The organism is Enterobacter sp. R-25, assembly GCF_049913205.1.
Taxonomy (GTDB): domain Bacteria; phylum Pseudomonadota; class Gammaproteobacteria; order Enterobacterales; family Enterobacteriaceae; genus Enterobacter; species Enterobacter ludwigii.
Window position 1 is genome coordinate 4,507,249 of record NZ_CP183982.1, and the last position, 19,555, is coordinate 4,526,803.

The window sequence follows — 19,555 nt, forward strand, 5'->3', positions numbered from 1 at the left end:
CCACAGGCTTTGTAAGGTTATGGTTAACCTGCGGCTCTAAAATAACACCCGTATAACAGGACAGAAATAAACCCAGTTCAAATTTGAAACACAAATGTTAAGAACTTTGAGCTGGCTCGCACAAGCCAGCAACAAAATTACACGTTTGCGCTATTGTCCCCACCGGAAAGGTAGCGTTGTTCAAAGACATCCGACGGAACAGCCGGTGCAAACAGGAAGCCCTGTCCGCCCTCCACGCCCGCTTCAGCCAGCCAGGTGCGCTGCGCGTCTGTCTCAATCCCTTCGGCAATCAGCTGCAGTTTCAGGCTGCGGGCCAGCTGGATAATGGCCTGGACCATGCTGCTGTCTTCCGGCAACCCTTCAACAAAGGCTTTGTCGATTTTCAGCACATCCACCGGCAGGGTTTTCATATGCTGGAGCTGACGCAGCCCGGCATAACCCATACCGAAATCGTCCAGCGCGATGCGTATACCGGCATTACGCAGCGGTTTCAGAATCGCGACCGCCTCATTAGGATCGTCAATACGCCGGCTTTCCGTGACTTCCAGCGTCAGCGTATCAGGCTTGATCCGGTAACGATGGATCAGCTCCAGCATCTCAGACACCATGGTCGGATGCATCAGCTGCAGGGCGGACAAGTTGACCGACAGCGGGAGCGTCACGCCTCGTTCCTGCCAGGCAGCAAGCTGTCGGCACGACTCCTCCAGCACCCAGTAACCGACGGTGACCATCAGGCCACAGGATTCGATGCGCTCAATGAGCCCTTCCGGCAATTCCCATGAACCATCCGGCTGCTGCACGCGCAGCAGCGCTTCCGCGCTGATCACCTCGCCCGTCAGCAAATTCACCTGCGGCTGGAGCCAGAGGGCAAACTGACGGTTATCCAGCGCGGTCAAAATGTCGCTCTCTTCCGTCAGGCGCTGCTGCGCCCTTTCCATCTGTTCCGGGTCGAAGAACTGGATCTGATTTTTCCCTTTGCGCCGGGCGGTAAACGCCGCCGAGAAAGCACGACGGTAAAGCTGTTCCGCCGTTAAGTCACCGTAGTACATCGCAATACCGATACTGGCGCTTGGACGAAGCTGGATGCCCTGAATGGGCAGCCGCTCATTAATGACAGTGAGTACTTGCTGACCTAACGTGATCGCATGCCACGGCTCTTTCACGCCGTTGGCAATCACCACCAGGTCATACCCGCTGACCTGGGTCAGCACCATGCGCGGGGCCAGCACGGACTTCACTTTCTCCACCAGCGTCAGGAGCAGCATTTCACGCTGGTTCTCTTTGAGCACGCCGGCGGTGTCCTGCAGGGTTTCACAGGCGATCACCATCAGCGCGGTGGTTTGCTGGCGGGCAACAGTCTGTTCCAGCATCGCCATCAGGAAGGCTTTATTGGGCAGCTCCGAGACCGGGAAGCGCGTCGCGCTGCTGTTCAGCTCATCCTGCTGGCGCTGCATCCGCTGCTGGTTGAGGTTATAGCTGCGTACCAGCATACCAATCTCGTCATCATGATGAAGACGCGGCAGCGGAAGCTGATGCCCCACCTGGTCCTGCGGTGAAAGCGTGTTCAACTCCCGGGCAATCCGGCGTAGCGGATGCACAATCAGACGGTTAATACACCAGGTCAGCGCCACGCTCAGAATAAGCGTCATAAGTAAGCAAGTGGTCACTAACGTGACAACCCAGCTCATGACGAACTTGTACATGCGGTACGAGTCCGCCTGCAGAACAAGGTAGGCCAACGGCTGTGGATTCGCGGGACGCTCAAGCGAATAGACCGGCAGCGAAATCTGCACCGGCAGTTCAAACAGTCGCATCACCATCATGGGGACCGGTCGCTCGGGGATAAAACTCATCCGCAGCGCCTGAAACTGATTGGGTAACACCACGTCTGCGCGGCTCACGACACCGGCAGGCTGAATGCGTTTTAAAATGGTTTCCGCTTCGGGAATATCCCCTTTCAAAATAGAGGCAGAGAGCGGGCCACGCACCGAGCGGGCAATACTTTCTAATTGCGAAGCCGTGTTATAGCGATTCTGCTGTACGGAATGAAACAGCAAAATTACGCAAAAAAGGAGTACAAACAGCATTGTGACGGCAGAAACCATCGCCATCTGTTTGATAGTTAAGGAACGGCTGACACGCAAAATGACTCTCCACAAAACTCGAAGCACAGGGCGCACCAGGGTGTAAACCTGGTGCGCCTGAGTATACCCGATTGCTGTACTTTTAAGAGAGACTTACAAATGGATTAAGTTAAATCCGATTACCAGTCCGCGTAAGGGATCAGCGGCTGCGGCGGTAAGTCCATATCGCCCTGCCAGCCTGCAGCAGAGTAGCGTACATAAAGCAGTGCGTGGCTTGGGGTATAATCTTTTGCTTCCTGAATATCCACACCGAGGCCCACAAACCAGTTGGACGTGACCCGGCGCTCGATAATGGCCCGTGCGGTATAACCCGTGCCTGAGGAGCTGCTGCCGGTTTCCATTTCGCCTCTGTCGGTGTAGCGACCGGGCTCATCGGTCGGAATCAGTCCCTGAATGGGATAGCGCATCACGTCGTTAGTTTTAGAATGAGACCATGACACCGATCCGCCCAGCTCCCAGGACCAGTTCTCGGTACGTTTACGCCAGGTGACAGGCAACGCGAAGGAGACATACTCCTGCGGGCTGTAATAACCGCCCTGACCCAGGGTATAACCGCTCAGATCTTTATCGTAGTGCCAGAGCATGTTGCTCACGCCGACGGTCAGACGCTCATTGTTTTTATTGATGAGCTTGTAGTAGTAACCGGTCATCCAGCGGACGCGCCAGTTATCTTCCACATTTTTACCCGTCAGCGTTTCCGCATTCAGGCTCGACCAGACGCCGTGCGCCTCACCTTTGTCATAACTGATACTCGCGCCACCGCCGGTTGCGCGCACGCCGCCCCAGGTGGTGCCGGTGTTGGTATCTTTTTGCCCGGCAAAGGCGAGCAGAGAGCTGGAGATCGGGCGACGATGGGCGTTAACGGTATAACCGATTGGCCCCAGGTCGCTGCTGTAGCTTACACCACCGACCACGTCGACAACGTCAAAGCCCATCGGCGTGGTACCAATATCCCACGCCCAGGTTTTGTTCTGCCAGCCCACGGCAATACTCGCGCCATTTGCTGACTGATGCGTGTTGCCACTACACGGCGTTTCGGCACAAGTGCCCCATTTCGGATCGTAGGTACCGTTATCGGTGGAAAAGGACCCGGCATCCATATTGACCAAATCGCTACGCAGGAACATACGGCCATCCGCCAGTGGTGCATCCGCCTGTAACATGGTGGTATGCGCTTTAAGATCGGAATAGCCGCCGGTGCCGCTGGAGCCCCAGTAATCATGCTGCAGCGTGACGTTAACATCCTGCTGACGGTACAAATCACCGGCGTCGCTACGCACGCCGCGTTTCAGCCAGTCGTCTTTTTCGTCGTTACGCGTCAGGCGGGTAAAGCTGTCATTGTCAGCCGGACGTGTCGTCGTGACGCCTGACGACACCATCGCATCTTTATACGTTTCCAGTGCCTGCTGAGGCTGACCATTTTGCGTCTGGAAACGTGCGGCATCACGTAATACCAGCGCGTTTTCCATAGATGCAGGCTGTGATTTCGCCTGAGGAATAATCTTGCTGAACGTCTGCTCTGCGGCGGCGGAATCCCCAAGGCCTGCCTGCGCCATCGCGATCCGGCGCTGCATATTGAGCGACAGCGGCTCTCCGTTTTGCGCAGCAGGCAGTTTTGCCAGCGCGGCACGGGCTGCCTCTTTGTTGCCCTGGGCGCTATACACTTCGGTCAGACCGAGGATCGCATCTTCGTTCTGCGGTTCACGCTCCAGCACGGTGTTGTAAGCCGTTTTCGCGGCCTCCAGATCGCCACGCTGCTGCGCCCAGTCCGCAAGGGTTAAGTCGATACGGGTAGAGGACGGCTGCTGGCGAAGGAGGTTTTCCGCCTCCTGCTCTTTGCCGCTGTCGCGCAGTCGGTTTGCCGTTTCCAGCGTCTGGTTACTCTGCAGGCGGTCGGCAAGCTCCTTAATATTGGCGTTCCACTGGCTACGCGGAAGCGTCTCCAGATGCGTGAGCGCGGCCCGGTCCTGATCGTTTCCGGAGAGATACAGCCCACTGGCATACACCTGTTCCGGATCGGACGGTTTCTGGCTGGCAAGCTGGCGCATCAGGTTATCCGCCTGGCTGCGCTGGCCCGCGCTATAGAGATCGCGCGACAGACGGTAGGTTATCCAGACGTCGCCCGGAGAGAGTGCCAGACGACGACGCTGAATTTCCGCCGCCTGAGCGTATTGGCCCTGGTTTTCCAGCTGTTCCGCCTGGGCTGACAGCTGCTCGTTGGTCAGGCTACGTTCAATGTCATCAATGCTTCGGCGCTGGCTGGCAGAGAGCGACTGGATAAACTGCGCGGCCTTTTCCGGGGACTGCGCACGATAAACATTGGCAAGGCCACGAACGGCATTGCTGTTACCGCTGTCCATACGCAGCGCCTGACGGTAATAACGTTCCGCCGCAGCCGTGTCTTTACGCGCCGCCGCGGCATCTCCCAGCCCCAGCACCGCATAACTGTCGGTATTGTCGAGGGTACGCGCCTGCTGGTAATAACGTTCCGCCTGCGCCGTATTGTTCGCTTTCAGGGCGGTATCACCCTGCTGGATCAGCAGCCAGTAGCGGTTAACTTTCAGCAAACTGTCCCATTTGCCACGGTTATCGCTCTGCGGATCGAGGGCGATCGCCTTTTCAAACTGCGCCACCGCACGGGCGCGATCGCCTTTCTGAGAGTACGCCTGTCCAAGCGCGCCCACGGCTTCGCTGTCGGCATGATTTGCGCTGACCGCTTTTTGCAGATCCGCCACCGCCTTATCGCCCTGCCCGGCATCCACCGCCGCCAGCCCTTGTGCTTTTGCACGGAACGTTGGGTCGGCGAGCTGTTTTTGCTGCGTATCAAGTTGGGTACGTGCCGCCGCTACGCTGTCGCCGTCGCTGAAGACGCTCAGGTATTTTTGCAGCGCGCTGACGCTGGCGTTGCTGACAGGCTGATCTTTGATCTGCTCATACCACATATCAGATGCCTGGCTGCGGCCATTGCTGGATTTGGCCATCTCCTGCAACACCGCAAAGCCTTCATCGCGGCGTCCGGTCTGGAACAGCAACTGGGCCAGCGTGCCCTGCAGTTGCGTATTGCCCGGACTGCTGGCGTTAATTTTCTTCAGTTGGTTAATGGCGACACCACGGCGGGCAGGATCTTTCGCCACAACATTCCAGTATTCCGTCGCCACGTCACCGCCCGGCGGATTACCGTCAAAAAGCTTGTCATAGGCCGCAATGGCCTCCTGAGTATGACCCGTTGTAGCCAGTAACCGGGCCTGCTGTAACTGCTGACGGCCTTCAGGCGTAGAAAGCAGCATCGTATTGCGCGAGGACTGATACGCACTGGAGCCCGGCGCGATCCCTTTCAGACGATCCAGCTCTTTTTGCGCACCGGCGTTATCACCCTGACGAAGCAGGTAACGAAAGCGCGCCGCAATGACGTCGGGGTTGTTCGGGTCAATCAGCTCAAGGCGGTAGAGCGACTGACGAACCAAATCCTCACGCTGCGTCGATTCACCCAGCCGCACCTGTTGCAGCAGCTGTTGCTGCTGCGGGGAGTTAGCGGCCTGAGCCAGCGGCATCAGCGCCAGGCCAAGCGATAAACTGAGTAGATTTACTGTGAAGTTGCGCATTCCTGGCCCCAGTCCGGTATTAATTCACCTTGAGCGGTGAAGCGAAAACGATGCTGATCCCATCCTTGCCCGAAGAGAGTCAGTACGTAGCTGTAATAGGCATTATTATCGGGAAAATTATCTGCAACGCGCTGGCGCTGTACCGCCTGCGCATCACGCTGCTGTAAAAAAGGCAGCATCGCAGCGGAAAAGCCGACCGGCCCCTTGCCCGCAGGCTTCCCGCTCGCCACATCCACTTTTTCCGGCGGTACACCGTGTTTCGTTGTCATTGTCGCCATCGGCCGGAAGCGCGTAAGCAACCGGGCTTTCTGGGCGTCTTTGTCACTCATCATTCCGACCCAGAGGTAGACGCGGATGGCGTCGTAGCCGCCCACCAGCAATTTATCCTGCTGCAAATGCCAGCCTCTGTTTTTCTGATACTGCACCCAGTCCGGCGAAAACCCCTTTGGCGCCGTTTCCAGCAACAAGCGCAGATTTGTTTCACGAAGGGTCGTCCACGGGGCACCAAAGCGCGTGAAATAGCTCGCTATCTGCGGAGGAAGATAGCTGGGGTTAAAGCGCCAGGCTTTCTCCTCGGCAAAACCGACCTTCCCGGGCAGCAGCATGGAGCCGAGTCCCGGTACTTTCACCACTTCCTCATGGGCAATGCGTTTAAGGAGCGCCTTACCCGTGCGGGTATAGTCCGGATGTTTCCACAGCCGGCCCGCCTCAAGCAGTGACCAGGCAATCCAGACATCGGCATCCGAGGCGGAGTTGGTATCGATTATCGCCCAGTTGTCGTGGTCTTTCTGACCCCATAGCCAGGCGGGCAAATTATCGTTCAGATTGCCCCCGGCCAGGTTGTCGCGCGTCCACGTCAGCAATTGATCAAAGGCTTTGCGATCGTTCGCGGCCAGGGCAAAGAACAACGCATAGCTTTGCCCTTCCGACGTGGTGATTTTGCGCGTGTCGCTGGGATCAATGACACGCCCGCTCTCACTGATGTAATCCTTTTTAAACTGCTCCCAGGCAGGCCAGGTGCAGGCGGCGCGAAGAGGGATCGCCGCCAGCATCAACGCTGCTAACACACACCAGCGAAACGCTTTCATCACCTGTTACTCATCCGGGTTAAGGCGACGACGGCTGATGATACGCAGCAGACGCCACAGCACCCACGCCAGCAACACCACGCTGACGGCGGCCAGGATAGCCAGCAGAACCGGATGGTTAGCCAGCGCATACCACAGACGCTCGAACCACGGCAGATGGCCCACGTAGTACACATCGCCCACGCGCAGGCTATTGACCCCAGACTCGCGGATCACCGCCACCGAACCAAACATCGCGGCACGTTTGCCGCTGTCGTTCATCGCGCTGTTGAGTAACGCATACCCACGCGGGCTGTCCGCCAGGAGCGCCACTACGCTACGCTGCTCGTTGTAAGGTGACTGGAAGCCAACCACCGCGGCCATTGGTCCCTGAGACGTAACGGTTGTCTGCACGCTGGCCTGACGATCGTTGATATCCGGCATAATGCTCGGGAACTCGGTCTGACGCAGTGGCGTGTTAACCCAGGACTGCGCCGCTTTGACCAGCAGATCGATACGCTTGTCATCCTTCAGCTTATCCGGGATGTTACCGATCACCATGATGTCCGCGTCTTTGTTTTGGATCTGGCTACCATCGTCAGTCAATGTGACGTTAATTGCCGGTAATCCGGTCTGCGCACCTACGGACGCCATGGTGTCCAGCAGGGTCGTCACCTGGCCCTCATTTGGCGCTTTTGGCATGACGACAATGGATTCAGAGAGATCGGCCATACGGCTGAACGGGAAGCTGGCATTGGCAAATGCACGCAGGTCCGGCATGGCAAGGAAGTGATAATACTTCGAGAAGTCGATGGTTGACTCATCACCAATCACAACGTGGTTCTGTACTTGCTGGAAGGTGATGCAGTTATCCACCGAGCCGCCAGGCATCGGGTTCATGTACTGGAAATCAAAGCGCAGCTGGTTGATCGCCCCAAGCTTCAGCGCCGGAATAGAGACGTCCGTTTTCCCGTCCAGCAGCCCCTGCAACACCGGCAGACGGAGCATCAGTCGGTTAGTATCCTGCGTGCTTGTCAGACTGAAAGATTGCAGGAACTGGTTGTTCAGGCTGATATCCATGCGCGAGCTGTCTTTGGTTGCCGGCGCGGTGTAACGGTAGCTCAGATTGATATCAATACCGTTGGTGCGCAGCAGGTACAGGTCTGGCGGCAGATTCAGTGACAGACTAATCGGGGCTGGCTCAAGCCCCGTTGCCTGCAGCTGTTCTTCATACGTTTTCAGTTCGCCAAACGTGACGGCACGGTCAGTACGCACCCAGTTTGGTGCATCATAAGGTTTACGCGGCAGCAGCGGTTTAACCTCATCCACCACCACGCTGTTTCCACGGAACAGAACGTTACCCTGGGCAATGCCCTTGGCCGCCTGCACCAAGTCTTTATCATCACGCCCGAAGACCACCAGCAGCTTCACGTACGGGTTATCCGGGTGGCTCATCATCTCAATGGTCGGCGCTTTTACGTCCGGGTGATCGCGCAGGAAGGCAGGACGTTTCGCGTTGGTCGCAAACACGATCGCGTTTCTGTCCGGCATTTTGTCGTACATCACCGGGAAGTTCTGCCCGCGCCAGCCGGAACGTGAACCAAACCACGATGCCACAATGGTGGCCGCCAGCTGCTCGGTGACGTCCGGAGACGCCGCAAACACCATTGGCAGCACTAACTGACGATTATCACGCGGATCAAAGAACGGAACCGGGAACGACGAAAGGTCGTTTTTCAGCGCCAGCGACTGGTAGGTCATCTGCAGCGAAGAGTTGCGTCCTACATCTACCCACAAGGTATTGCTGGCAGGGTTCTCACAGACGTCACGGTAGTGACCGACAAACTCCAGACGTATGCGGTTAAAGTCGGTGATGAAAAGGGGGTTAATTGGCACCTGGGCCTGTGTTTTCTTACCCAGTTGCTCTTTTGTGACGGGCAGGACGTCCATCAGCTCATCATTCAGGTAAACCTTCAGCTGAGACTGTACCGGCAACAGCGACGGCGATGGCGTGTATTCAAGGTTCAGCATGGCGTGAGAGACCACCTCATCGCTGCGCATACCGAACTCAATGCCGCCGTTAGGGTTAATACCGCGCAACACCATGCTGCCCGGCGGCGGCGCAATCTGCGCAAAGCTCAGCTTCACGTCCCGTGATGGGGCATCTTCCGCGACAATAGGCGCGTTTGCTCCCTGTACGCCCGGCATCACCTGACCGACGACATTGCTGTCTGCCGGCAGGGTGTTGCCGTCCGTAGGCTGGTTCGGAATGACGTTTTCCGTTTGACCGGGTGCCGCGGTGATAACCGGATCGGTCGCCTGGGCGACCACAGGTACCGTCGGAGCAGGCGTTGCCGCTGCGTTATCGGGTGCTGCGTTAGCCATCGTTGTGGGGAGCGCACTTACCCCCATTGCCACTGCACATAACCAGGAAAGTTTAGTTTTCATCGCGTTATCATCATTGTTGAGCCATAACCGGGTCCGCCTGCTTCGCCTCATCCCGCTCGGGACGACGAGGAACGAACGATACGATCCAGGAAACCAGCGAAGTAAGGGACCGGAAAATTAATTTCACCGACGACGGGGCAAATTCTGCAAGGTGACGATAGCCACGGAACCCCAGCTTCAGAATATCCAGCAGGCTTTCCAGAGGTTTATCTTCCGGGAAGCTGTCCTGCCAGAGAGCCCACGTGTCCGCGCGGGCAAACGTACACTGCACAAAATCAATATGTTGCTTTTTCGTCAGCGGCATCAGCTGCAGACCGACTTCATTACCGGCTACACGCACCACCTGCGTCGGGAAGACGTACTCCTGCTGGCCGCGCTTCAGCAGCAGGTTAACCTTCTGCCCTTCCAGCACCTTCGCCTGACCGTTGATTTTTATCCCCAGACCACCGTCTGAGAAGTCGTGCACGGTACAGGAGAAGAGGTGACCATCTTCACGGGCGATTGCCGCAGGCATGCAGATTTCCACGCGATGCGCACGGCGGACCTGTTTGCTCTCCACCGACACCGCAACCGCGCCGCCGAGGATAATCAGGTTGTAGAACACCCATGCCATACTCACGAACACGGTCAGGATCTCGTTTTCCGGGCCGTAGAAGTAGCGCCAGATACCGGCAATCACGCCCACGATATTCAGCAACACCAGGAAGATGTACGGCCGGGAGATGACCCAGTCGACATACTCCTCTTCCACCAGACCGCCTTTCGCGGTGACGTTGAATTTACCTTTGTGCGGGTTGATCAGCGCCACCATCGTCGGCGGCGCGATGTACCAGGCTAGCACCGTTTCGTAGATTTCACTCCAGAACGAATGGCGGTATTTACCCTGAATCTTCGAGTTCGTCAGGCTCGCGTGGATCATGTGCGGCAGAACAAACAGCGCAATCATCAGCGCAGGCGCGTAGATGATATAGGCGTGAAGAAGCAGGAACGCCAGCGGCGCGGTCAGGAAGATGAGGCGAGGGATACCGGACAGGAAGTGGAACATGGCGTTGACGTAGCACAGACGCTGCGCGAGTTTCAGCCCTTTCCCAATCAGGGGGTTATCGAGACGGAAAATCTGCACCATGCCGCGCGCCCAGCGAATACGCTGGCCGATGTGCGCCGAGAGAGATTCCGTTGCCAGACCCGCGGCCTGCGGAATACGCATATACGCGGAGGTGTAGCCCCGACGGTGCAGGCGCAGCGAGGTATGCGCATCTTCGGTGACCGTTTCGACGGCAATGCCACCGATCTCATCCAGCGGTTTACGGCGAATAACCGCACAGGAACCGCAGAAGAAGGTCGCATCCCACATGTCGTTCCCGTCCTGCACCAGGCCATAGAACAGCGTGCCTTCGTTAGGGGTTTTACGGAAACGGCCAAGGTTACGTTCAAACGGATCTGGCGAGAAGAAGTGGTGCGGCGTCTGCATCATCGCCAGCTCTTTCTCCTTCAGGAACCAGCCCATCGTCATCTGCAGGAACGAGCGCGTCGGCACGTGGTCGCAGTCAAAGATTGAGACAAACTCACCTTTGGCATATTTGAGGGCGTTGTTGATGTTCCCGGCCTTGGCGTGTTCATGCGTGGTACGGGCGATGTACTCGACACCCACCTCTTCCGCGAACTGACGGAACGCCGGGCGGCCGCCGTCATCCAGGACCCAGATTTTGAGTTTATCTTTCGGCCAGTCGATGCCCAGCGCGGCGTAAATCGTGTTTTTTACCACGCTCAGGTCTTCGTTGTAGGTCGGCACGAAGAGATCGACAGACGGCCATTGTGACGTGTCTTTTGGCAGCGGAACCGGCTGACGGTTGAGCGGCCAGATGACCTGGAAATACCCCAGCACCAGTACAACCCAGGCGTACGTTTCCGCAAACAGCAGAACCAGACCGCACACCAGGCTGACAGGGTCATCCCAGTTGAGCGTTGAGGTGTAACGCCACCAGATGTAGCGACAGGAGACGGTCAGCGACAGCACTATCAGCATCAGGGCGGAGAAGCGTCCCGGGATACGGCGCACCAGCAATGCCACGCCCCAAAGCAGGATCAGGAAGGTGAACTGCGCCAGAGGGTTAAAGGGCTGCGTAATACAGACCAGGGCCAGTATGAGCGAGAAAACGACGATTACGCCGAGTATAAAACGCCGCAAGCCCGGGTGCAGATGCCCGAGCTCTTTATGGTTATCCAGATGGCTGGTCTTATCACCCACGCGGTCAGGCAAACTGTCCAGCCACTGGTGATAGCGCTCACGTAAATGTTGCACGCGGGAGAAGCTGCGCCAGCGCGGCGCTTTGTTTTCTGAGCGGGACGACGTGGCCACCAGCCAGACAGCCTGAATGATATAACGCGCCGGATCCAACGGTCGCGGGCGGTCGGGATGAATATGCGGATATAACTCACTGTGCTGCGCACGAATGCGCTGCCAGCGCGGGTGTTCGAGGGGAATGAACGTCCAGGCCAGAATCATCCAGAAGCAGCCGAGCGCGGCGCTGAATGCCGAAGCACCGTGTCGGCGAAAATGCCGGTAATGTTCGCTCAGACGCGAACTGACCGGCGGGATGAGTAACCAGCTGGCGAGACGGCTCATACAGAACTCCCTGCAGGCTCTGCCCCTTTGGCAAAGTGCAGCAGACACCAGTTCGCCAGCGTCAGGATCTCTTCTGCCGCCAGGGAATCGCTGCGGTATTCACCGAGTGGCTGTTTGGAGGCAAGGCATTCCGCCATGCCCTCATCACGATGGATAACAATCGGCAGCAGACGGCGCTGGCTTTGCAGCCAAACCTGATACAGATCGTCCTGGATCTGGCTGCCAATGCGTAAATCGTTAATCAGGATATGACCATTTTCAGGCAACCCTTGCTGATGCAGACGGATATGGCAATTCGCGTCGACGTTCACAATCGACAGCACGCGATCGCACTGCGCCATAAACTGTCGGGTCAGCGTGCCGGCGCCGTGCGGCAGATCCAGAAGGATCCACTTATAATGGCCTTTTTCTTTCAGCTCCTGCAGTGCGACGGTGAACTGGGAAAACAGACGCTGATAGGCAGCTTCATTTTCACGCTCGGTAGTGGTCAATTGGCCAAAGGGCAGTACATCAAGCTGCGAGGTATAACGCATACCCGCATCGCGCCAGTCTTTATCATCAAGCAGCGCGCGAGCCCAACCCTCTGTACGCGTAAAGTCGACATTAAACGACATGCGCAGCAAATTATCGGCACAGGCGTCAATCACCAATACCGATTCACCTAAAAGCTGTAATGACCACGCCAGCGCCGCGGTAACGGATGTTGTACCTACTCCACCACGGACGCCCTGTAATCCTAGTATGGCCATCAATGGCTCCCTTATTGTTGTTGGGCAAATTCAGCTAATAGCGGCCAACGTTTAATAGCCGCGGCCAACTGTTCCCGCTGGGAAATGTCGGTGTAATCTATTTCAGGTAATGAAAACGCCTGCGTCAGCGCCAGAAAGTCGTTCTGGAATGTGTAACCCAGGGTTGAGTCGACTGGGGTGCCGGGTTCGTTATTATCCATTCTATTCCATCCCTTTGAGTAAAATCGCACAATCAGAAGTAGCGAGGCTTCCTGCCCTATCAAATTTCATTTACATGCTAAATCTGATGTTCTTTAATTTCAATGTTAGGTTTATTTCTACGCTTTCGCTAGTAAACTGAGATACAGAGAAATTAAACGAAAAGAGGGACACCGTGGACTCCATATTTTCTATTGGCATCCAGTCATTATGGGACGAATTGAGCCACATGCCAGTCGGAGGAGTCTGGTGGATTAATACGGATCGTAATGAAGATGCTATCAGTCTGGTAAACAAGACAATTGCCGCTCAGGGCAAGGATTCCCGCGTGGCCGTCGTGAGCATGGGCGAAGAGCCAAAGAAAATTATCACCCTTGAAAACGATCGCGGTCCGCAGACGGTGCGATTATTTTCCATGCCTGCGGAGGCCGATAGTCTATACTTTTTGTCCCGCGACATTCAGTGCTCTATTGATCCGGATCACTATCTGGTGATTCTGAAATGCTCAAATAACGCCCTGCAAAATATCCCTGCTGAAAAACTACTGCCCTGGCTGGAAAAAATCAATAAATGGGCAAAATTTCAAAATTGCACGCTATTGATAGTCAATCCTGGCAGTAATAACGACAAACTGTTTTCCCTTTTAATGGGCGAATATCGCTCCCTGTTTGGTCTGGCGAGTCTTCGGAACCAGGCAGACAGCTATCTCTACGATATTGCGTTCTGGTGTAATGAAAAAGGCGTAAGCGCCAGACAACAGCTCACCCTTAAACATATTGAGGGCGAATGGCACCTGGCGCAGCAGGAAGAAACCGTGGTGCAACCGCGCAGCGATGAAAAACGAATCCTGAGCCATATTGCCGTTTTAGAGGGGGCGCCTGCGCTCTCGGAAAATTGGTCGTTGTTTGATTCTAACGAAGCGCTTTTTAATGAAGCTCGCACAACCCAGGCGGCAACCATTGTTTTTTCGCTCATGCAAAATAACCAGATTGAAACGCTGGCGCGACAGATCCATACCTTACGTCGCCAGCGCGGAAGCGCCTTAAAAATAGTGGTGCGCGAAAATAACACCAGCCTTCGCGCCACGGATGAGCGCCTGCTTCTGGGCTGCGGTGCCAATATGGTCATTCCGTGGAATGCGCCGTTATCACGCTGCCTGACGCTTCTCGAAAGTGTTCAGGGTCAGCAGTTCAACCGTCACGTACCGGAAGATATCTCCACCCTGCTCTCCATGACGCAGCCGATGAAGCTGCGCGGATACCAGAAATGGGATACCTTCTGCGACGCCGTCGGCAACATGATGAGCAACACGCTGCTTCCTGCAGACGGGAAAGGGGTGATGGTTGCCCTGCGCCCGGTACCGGGTATCCGCGTTGAACAGGCGCTCACCTTGTGCCGTCCGAACCGCACAGGAGACATTATGACCATCGGCGACAACCGCCTGGTGCTGTTCTTGTCCTTCTGCCGGATAAACGATCTTGATACCGCCCTTAACCATATCTTCCCGCTGCCAACCGGGGATATTTTCTCGAACCGTATGATTTGGTTCGAAGATAATTCTATCAGTGCAGAGCTGGTGCAGATGCGCGCCCTCGAGCCTGAACAATGGGCGAAACCGCTCACCGTGAAGAGCGATGCCAAACCGATTCTCAACGCCCGACATGACGGACACGTCTGGCGGCGAATACCGGAACCCCTTCGCCTGTTAACTGAGAATGGGGAGAACGCACCATCATGAATATCAGCGATATCATTCAACTGGTCGTATTCTGTGCGCTGATCTTTTTCCCGCTTGGCTACTATGCACGCCATTCCATACGCCGTATCCGCGATACGGCCAGAGTGCTGTTTGTAAAACCTCGCTATGTAAAACCAGCCGGAACACTGACACGGGCATCACACGTCAAGGCAGACCGAAAACATGACTAATTCTACCTATACCGCTTCGTCACCATCGCCGCTCTGGCAATACTGGCGCGGCCTTTCCGGCTGGAACTTCTACTTTCTGGTGAAGTTTGGTCTGCTGTGGGCAGGCTATCTGAATTTCCATCCCCTGCTCAACCTGGTGTTTATGGCTTTCCTGCTGATGCCTTTGCCCAATATCAGGCTGCATCGCTTGCGTCACTGGATTGCTATCCCTGTCGGCTTTGCTCTGTTCTGGCATGACACCTGGCTGCCGGGACCGGACAGCATTATGAGTCAGGGTTCGCAGGTGGCAGGGTTTAGCGCCAGCTATGTCCTTGACCTGACCGAGCGCTTTATTAACTGGCAAATGATAGGTGCCGTCTTTGTGCTGCTGGTAGCCTGGCTGTTCCTGTCACAATGGATCCGCGTCACGGTATTTGTCGTCGCCATTATGATCTGGCTGAACGTGCTGACGCTTGCAGGTCCAGACTTCTCCCTGTGGCCCGCGGGTCAACCCACGACCACGGTGACCACTACCGGGGGAAGTGCAGCGGCAACCGTCACGACGGCAGGTGATACGCCTGTGGTCGGCGATATCCCGACGCAGACCGCACCGCCGACGTCCACTAACCTGAACGCCTGGCTCTCCAGCTTCTATACCGCGGAAGATAAACGTCAGACCAAATTCCCGGAAGCCCTGCCGGCGGATGCTCAGCCGTTTGAGCTGCTGGTGATCAACATCTGTTCACTCTCCTGGGCTGACGTCGATGCCGCGGGTTTGATGTCTCACCCGCTGTGGTCCCATTTCGATATCCAGTTTAAAGACTTTAACTCTGCCACCTCGTACAGCGGCCCGGCGGCAATTCGCCTGCTTCGTGCAAGCTGCGGTCAGACATCGCATAAGAACCTGTATCAACCCGCCGGCAACCAGTGTTATCTGTTCGATAACCTCTCAAAACTGGGCTTCACGCAGCATCTGATGCTGGGACATAACGGCCAGTTCGGTAACTTCCTGAAAGAGGTACGCGAACAGGGTGGTATGCAGGCACAGCTGATGGATCAAACCGGACTGCCGGTCACTCTGCTGGGCTTTGACGGTTCACCTGTTTATGACGATACCGCCGTGCTGCAACGCTGGCTGAAGACCATCGAAAAAGACAGTAATCCGCGCAGTGCAACGTTCTACAACACGCTGCCGCTTCACGATGGTAACCACTTCCCTGGCGTGAGCAAAACGGCCGATTATAAAGTTCGTGCGCAGAAATTCTTCGATGAACTGGACGCGTTCTTTACGGAGCTGGATAAATCGGGCCGTAAAGTGATGGTGGTTGTGGTACCTGAACACGGCGCCGCGCTGAAAGGCGACAGAATGCAGGTGTCAGGTCTGCGTGATATCCCTAGCCCGTCTATTACCAACGTACCGGCAGGCATTAAATTCTTTGGTATGAAGGCACCTCATCAGGGCGCACCGATTGAGATCGCTCAGCCAACCAGCTATCTGGCCATTTCAGAACTGGTTGCCCGCGCGGTTGACGGCAAACTGTTTGTGGAAGACAGCGTGAACTGGGATCAGCTCACCAGTAACCTGCCGCAAACTGCCGAAGTCTCTGAGAACGCGAACGCGGTCGTGATTCAGTATCAGAACAAACCATACGTTCGCCTGAACGGTGGAGACTGGGTACCTTATCCGCAGTAAACCGCACTTCCCTCTCCCCCCAGGGGAGAGGGCTCACCCGTTCCGTTATGGCTGCTCAGCAAGCCATACAAGCATTTTCAGGCTTGCGGAGTAGTAATCATCCTTTGCAGTGATCTCGGGTTCTCCGGATGGCTGTCCCATCGTTAAATCACGTACCGCCAGCAGCCCCCCTTCCATCATGTAAGGCGCATATTCATTGGTCGTCACGTTTACCCATGCGGGAGTTTGTTCGCGGGGGAACTGACCGAACCAGGCTCGCCACGGCGTTAACAGCGGGCTCTTCTTATCAGACCAGGCCAGGTAAAGTGGAATGCGGATCGCGTCGTAGCTCATCCGTGGCGGCCAGGCTTTGGCCGGGGACAGCGTGCCCGTAGAGCCCAGTGAGACCCAGTCCGTGGGAAGTCTGGCTTTACCCGATCCCATTTTTGCCAGCAAGCGATGGCCATCCTGAATCAACTTGCCCCAGACCGGCGAATGGCTGCGGCTGGCAAAGGCCTGCCAGGCCGGGAAGACGAAATAAGAGGGGTTAAGCACGATCTCACCGTCGAGGGTAAACCCCTGGACACCGGGCAGCATCACGCGGTAACCCGCATAACGGGTCACGGTGTGGCTAATGAGTGCTTTCGTTATCGCATCCGATGCGGCGCTGTACTGTTTGTCATGCCAGCGCGTATCCGCTTTCAACAGCGCCCAGGCAATCAGGACATCGCCATCGGCGGCGTTATTTTTATCAGCAATCGGGTTGGACTCGGCAGGGTTATAACGCCAGTAAAACAGACCATTTTCTTTGTTCTTTAACGTACCGTCAGTCCATTTCCAGAGCTTATCGAACGTGGCTTTATCGTCGTTAGCCACCGCCATCAGCATGGCGAAGCCCTGGCCTTCAGTATGCGAAACATTACCGTTGCCGGTATCGACAATCCGCCCTTCAGGCGTAAAGAAGCGTGCTTTGTAACTCTCCCAGGCCTGGCCCGCCTGAGAGAGGGGGGAGAACAGTAAACTCATCATGACGGCCAGAGCGGCGCATGCGGGTTTTCGCATAATGGGTTATTCCGCGCTGCGCAGTGAAATCTCACCGCCCACCCAGGGTTTGATCACGCCATCCTGCTCCAGGAGCAACGCGCCCTGTGCGTCGATGCCGCGGGAAATACCGTAGATCTCTTTATCACCAATCAGCAATTTCACCGGACGGTTAATAAAGTTATCCAGCTTTTCCCAACGGGACAGGAAGGATGCCAGCCCCTCTTGTTCAAAGAGCGAAAGCGAACTGCGTAATTCTTTTATCATACGCACGGCAAGGGTGTTGCGATCGATGGTGATCCCCGCTTCCTGCAGGTTGGTCCACGCCTGATTCACCACGTCATTTTGTACATTGCGCATCACCATATTGAGGCCTGCACCAATGACAATTTGCGCCGCGTCGCCTGTTTTACCCGTTAATTCAACGAGAATACCGGCAAGTTTACGATCGTTCAGATAAAGGTCGTTTGGCCATTTCACCCGCACCTTATCAGCGCCCAGATCGTGCAGCACTTCCGCCATCACAATCCCGATGACCAGGCTCAGGCCAACAGCAGCAGCGGGACCCTGCTCCAGACGCCAGTACATGGAGAGATAGAGGTTGGCACCAAATGGCGAAAACCACTTGCGGCCTCGACGGCCACGCCCGGCCTGCTGGTACTCGGCTACACAGGCATCCCCGGAGGATAATTCGCTGAGTCGATCCATAAGGTACTGGTTGGTCGAATCGATCACCGGCAAGACCGCAACATTGCCATGCTCTACCTGGCTGCGGATCAGCTCTTCATTCAGCAGCTGAATCGGCTCCGGCAAGCTGTAGCCTTTTCCGGGTACCGTAAAGACATCGACACCCCAGTCGCGGAGGGTCTGGATATGCTTGTTAATGGCGGCACGGCTCATGCCCAGGTGTTCACCCAGTTGCTCGCCGGAATGGAATTCACCGTCGGCAAGAATGCTTATCAGGGTTAAAGGGATAGTATTGTCCTTCACGCGATAACCTCCACGGCATTCACTTCACCCGTACGGCCAATGAAGCGGACCTCTGGCTCCAGCCAGACGTTAAATTTTTCGCCCACTTGCTGACGGACGTGATGGGCCAACTGGACAACATCCTCGCTGGTCGCATCGTTTTGATTAATCAGCACCAGAGCCTGCTGGCGATGAACGGCCGCACCGCCCACGGAGGCGCCTTTTAACTGGCATTGATCGATAAGCCAGCCCGCGGCCAGCTTCACGCTACCATCCGCCTGTGGGTAATGGGGCGCGGCAGGCCAACCTGCAAGAAACGCTTGTGCGTTTTCGCTGCTGATAACCGGGTTTTTGAAGAAACTTCCCGCATTTCCATTCACTTTAGGATCAGGAAGTTTGGTCGTGCGCATATGGCACACCGAGTCAAAAACATCACGGGCAGTCGCCGTTTCGGGATCGAGACGCGTTAAATCACCGTAGGTCAGCACCGGCTGCCAGTTTTTTGACAGACGCAGGCCTACGGCGACAATCACGTAGCGATCCTGATATTCATGCTTGAAAATACTGTCACGGTAGCCAAAACGGCACTGTTCAGCGGTTAAACGCTGAGCCGCGCCGGTCGCCAGCTCAATACAATCGACGTATTCACAAACGTGTTTCAGTTCGATGCCATAGGCACCGATATTTTGAATGGGGGATGATCCGGCGCAGCCAGGGATAAGGGCAAGGTTTTCCAGTCCTGGCATCCCTTTGTCCAGGGTGTATTGCACCAGATGATGCCAGTTTTCACCGGCGCCAACGTGCAGATGCCAGCTATCGGCGCGCTCTTCCACATCAATTCCCATGATGCGGTTAACGATCACCGTTCCCGCAAAATCATCGAGAAACAGGACATTACTTCCTTCGCCCAGAATCAGTACAGGTTCGTCTTGTTCTGTTGCGCTTTGCCAGGCATCCAGCAGCTGCTGTGCAGTATCGGCACGTACAATTTTATTAGCATTACGTTGAATGCCAAAGGTATTCCAGGGCTTAAGGGAGTGATTCATAGACGCTATCCTGAGACAAAAACCGGGATAGTTTACCGTATATACGGGGGGATAGGTGATTAGTTTAGAGCAACGAGGAAGGGAT

General features: G+C 55.9%; 13 protein-coding genes. 3 read left to right on the plus strand and 10 right to left on the minus strand.

The features are described from left to right. Positions 1-137: 137 nt before the first annotated feature. From hmsP to bcsR, 7 genes are all read right to left on the minus strand, one after another. Entirely contained in the window at positions 138-2,144 is a 2,007-nt protein-coding gene (hmsP, locus tag ACN9MQ_RS21585) for a biofilm formation regulator HmsP (RefSeq protein ID WP_025202803.1), read from the minus strand. A gap of 119 nt (positions 2,145-2,263) precedes the next feature. Continuing rightward, entirely contained in the window at positions 2,264-5,746 is a 3,483-nt protein-coding gene (bcsC, locus tag ACN9MQ_RS21590; RefSeq protein ID WP_426021576.1) for a cellulose synthase complex outer membrane protein BcsC, read from the minus strand. Then, positions 5,728-6,834 carry a cellulose synthase complex periplasmic endoglucanase BcsZ gene (gene bcsZ / locus ACN9MQ_RS21595; RefSeq protein WP_426021578.1) on the minus strand — a complete coding sequence of 369 codons (1,107 nt, stop codon included), beginning with the start codon at positions 6,832-6,834 and terminating at the stop codon, positions 5,728-5,730. Before bcsZ ends, bcsC begins: the two co-directional genes overlap by 19 nt. Positions 6,835-6,840: 6 nt before the next feature. Beyond that, entirely contained in the window at positions 6,841-9,261 is a 2,421-nt protein-coding gene (gene bcsB, locus ACN9MQ_RS21600) for a cellulose biosynthesis cyclic di-GMP-binding regulatory protein BcsB (RefSeq protein WP_041162902.1), read from the minus strand. A 10-nt stretch (positions 9,262-9,271) separates the two neighbouring features. Further along, positions 9,272-11,887 carry a UDP-forming cellulose synthase catalytic subunit gene (bcsA, locus tag ACN9MQ_RS21605; RefSeq protein WP_025202799.1) on the minus strand — a complete coding sequence of 872 codons (2,616 nt, stop codon included), beginning with the start codon at positions 11,885-11,887 and terminating at the stop codon, positions 9,272-9,274. Beyond that, the gene (gene bcsQ, locus ACN9MQ_RS21610) at positions 11,884-12,636 is read right to left on the minus strand and encodes a cellulose biosynthesis protein BcsQ (RefSeq protein WP_049021713.1); all 753 of its coding nucleotides are present in this window, start codon (positions 12,634-12,636) and stop codon (positions 11,884-11,886) included. The genes bcsA and bcsQ overlap by 4 nt, the downstream gene beginning before the upstream one ends. Before the next feature lie 11 nt (positions 12,637-12,647). Next, positions 12,648-12,836, minus strand: coding sequence for a cellulose biosynthesis protein BcsR (bcsR, locus tag ACN9MQ_RS21615; protein WP_020884481.1), 189 nt, complete (start codon positions 12,834-12,836; stop codon positions 12,648-12,650). 173 nt (positions 12,837-13,009) lie between these two features. On the opposite strand from bcsR, the gene bcsE reads away from it, so the two are divergent. The 3 genes from bcsE to bcsG are packed head-to-tail and all read left to right on the plus strand — an operon-like array spanning position 13,010 to position 16,435. Further along, positions 13,010-14,572 (plus strand): cellulose biosynthesis c-di-GMP-binding protein BcsE, encoded by a 1,563-nt coding sequence (gene bcsE / locus ACN9MQ_RS21620; RefSeq protein WP_020884480.1) that lies wholly within the window; start codon positions 13,010-13,012, stop codon positions 14,570-14,572. Next, positions 14,566-14,763, plus strand: a complete 198-nt coding sequence (bcsF, locus tag ACN9MQ_RS21625; protein WP_025202797.1) for a cellulose biosynthesis protein BcsF — start codon at positions 14,566-14,568, stop codon at positions 14,761-14,763. The genes bcsE and bcsF overlap by 7 nt, the downstream gene beginning before the upstream one ends. Further along, entirely contained in the window at positions 14,756-16,435 is a 1,680-nt protein-coding gene (gene bcsG, locus ACN9MQ_RS21630; RefSeq protein ID WP_020884479.1) for a cellulose biosynthesis protein BcsG, read from the plus strand. The genes bcsF and bcsG overlap by 8 nt, the downstream gene beginning before the upstream one ends. A gap of 45 nt (positions 16,436-16,480) precedes the next feature. On the opposite strand, the gene ACN9MQ_RS21635 is transcribed toward bcsG, so the two are convergent. From ACN9MQ_RS21635 to murB, 3 genes are read right to left on the minus strand one after another with little or no spacing between them, the layout of a single operon-like run. Further along, a complete protein-coding gene (locus ACN9MQ_RS21635; RefSeq protein ID WP_020884478.1) occupies positions 16,481-17,476 on the minus strand; it encodes a glycosyl hydrolase family 8 in 996 nt (331 codons plus the stop codon). Positions 17,477-17,482: 6 nt separating this feature from the next. Continuing rightward, positions 17,483-18,445, minus strand: a complete 963-nt coding sequence (gene birA, locus ACN9MQ_RS21640) for a bifunctional biotin--[acetyl-CoA-carboxylase] ligase/biotin operon repressor BirA (RefSeq protein ID WP_032680102.1) — start codon at positions 18,443-18,445, stop codon at positions 17,483-17,485. After that, positions 18,442-19,470, minus strand: a complete 1,029-nt coding sequence (murB, locus tag ACN9MQ_RS21645; protein WP_044868115.1) for a UDP-N-acetylmuramate dehydrogenase — start codon at positions 19,468-19,470, stop codon at positions 18,442-18,444. Before murB ends, birA begins: the two co-directional genes overlap by 4 nt. Positions 19,471-19,555: the final 85 nt, after the last annotated feature.

What these genes read in the sequence shown, in the direction of transcription:
- bcsC (WP_426021576.1), bottom strand. Translation starts at nt 5,746, where the DNA reads ATGCGCAACTTCACAGTAAATCTACTCAGTTTATCGCTTGGCCTGGCG.
- murB (WP_044868115.1), bottom strand. Translation starts at nt 19,470, where the DNA reads ATGAATCACTCCCTTAAGCCCTGGAATACCTTTGGCATTCAACGTAAT.
- bcsB (WP_041162902.1), bottom strand. Translation starts at nt 9,261, where the DNA reads ATGAAAACTAAACTTTCCTGGTTATGTGCAGTGGCAATGGGGGTAAGT.
- bcsA (WP_025202799.1), bottom strand. Translation starts at nt 11,887, where the DNA reads ATGAGCCGTCTCGCCAGCTGGTTACTCATCCCGCCGGTCAGTTCGCGT.
- bcsG (WP_020884479.1), top strand. Translation starts at nt 14,756, where the DNA reads ATGACTAATTCTACCTATACCGCTTCGTCACCATCGCCGCTCTGGCAA.
- bcsQ (WP_049021713.1), bottom strand. Translation starts at nt 12,636, where the DNA reads ATGGCCATACTAGGATTACAGGGCGTCCGTGGTGGAGTAGGTACAACA.
- bcsZ (WP_426021578.1), bottom strand. Translation starts at nt 6,834, where the DNA reads ATGAAAGCGTTTCGCTGGTGTGTGTTAGCAGCGTTGATGCTGGCGGCG.
- ACN9MQ_RS21635 (WP_020884478.1), bottom strand. Translation starts at nt 17,476, where the DNA reads ATGCGAAAACCCGCATGCGCCGCTCTGGCCGTCATGATGAGTTTACTG.
- bcsR (WP_020884481.1), bottom strand. Translation starts at nt 12,836, where the DNA reads ATGGATAATAACGAACCCGGCACCCCAGTCGACTCAACCCTGGGTTAC.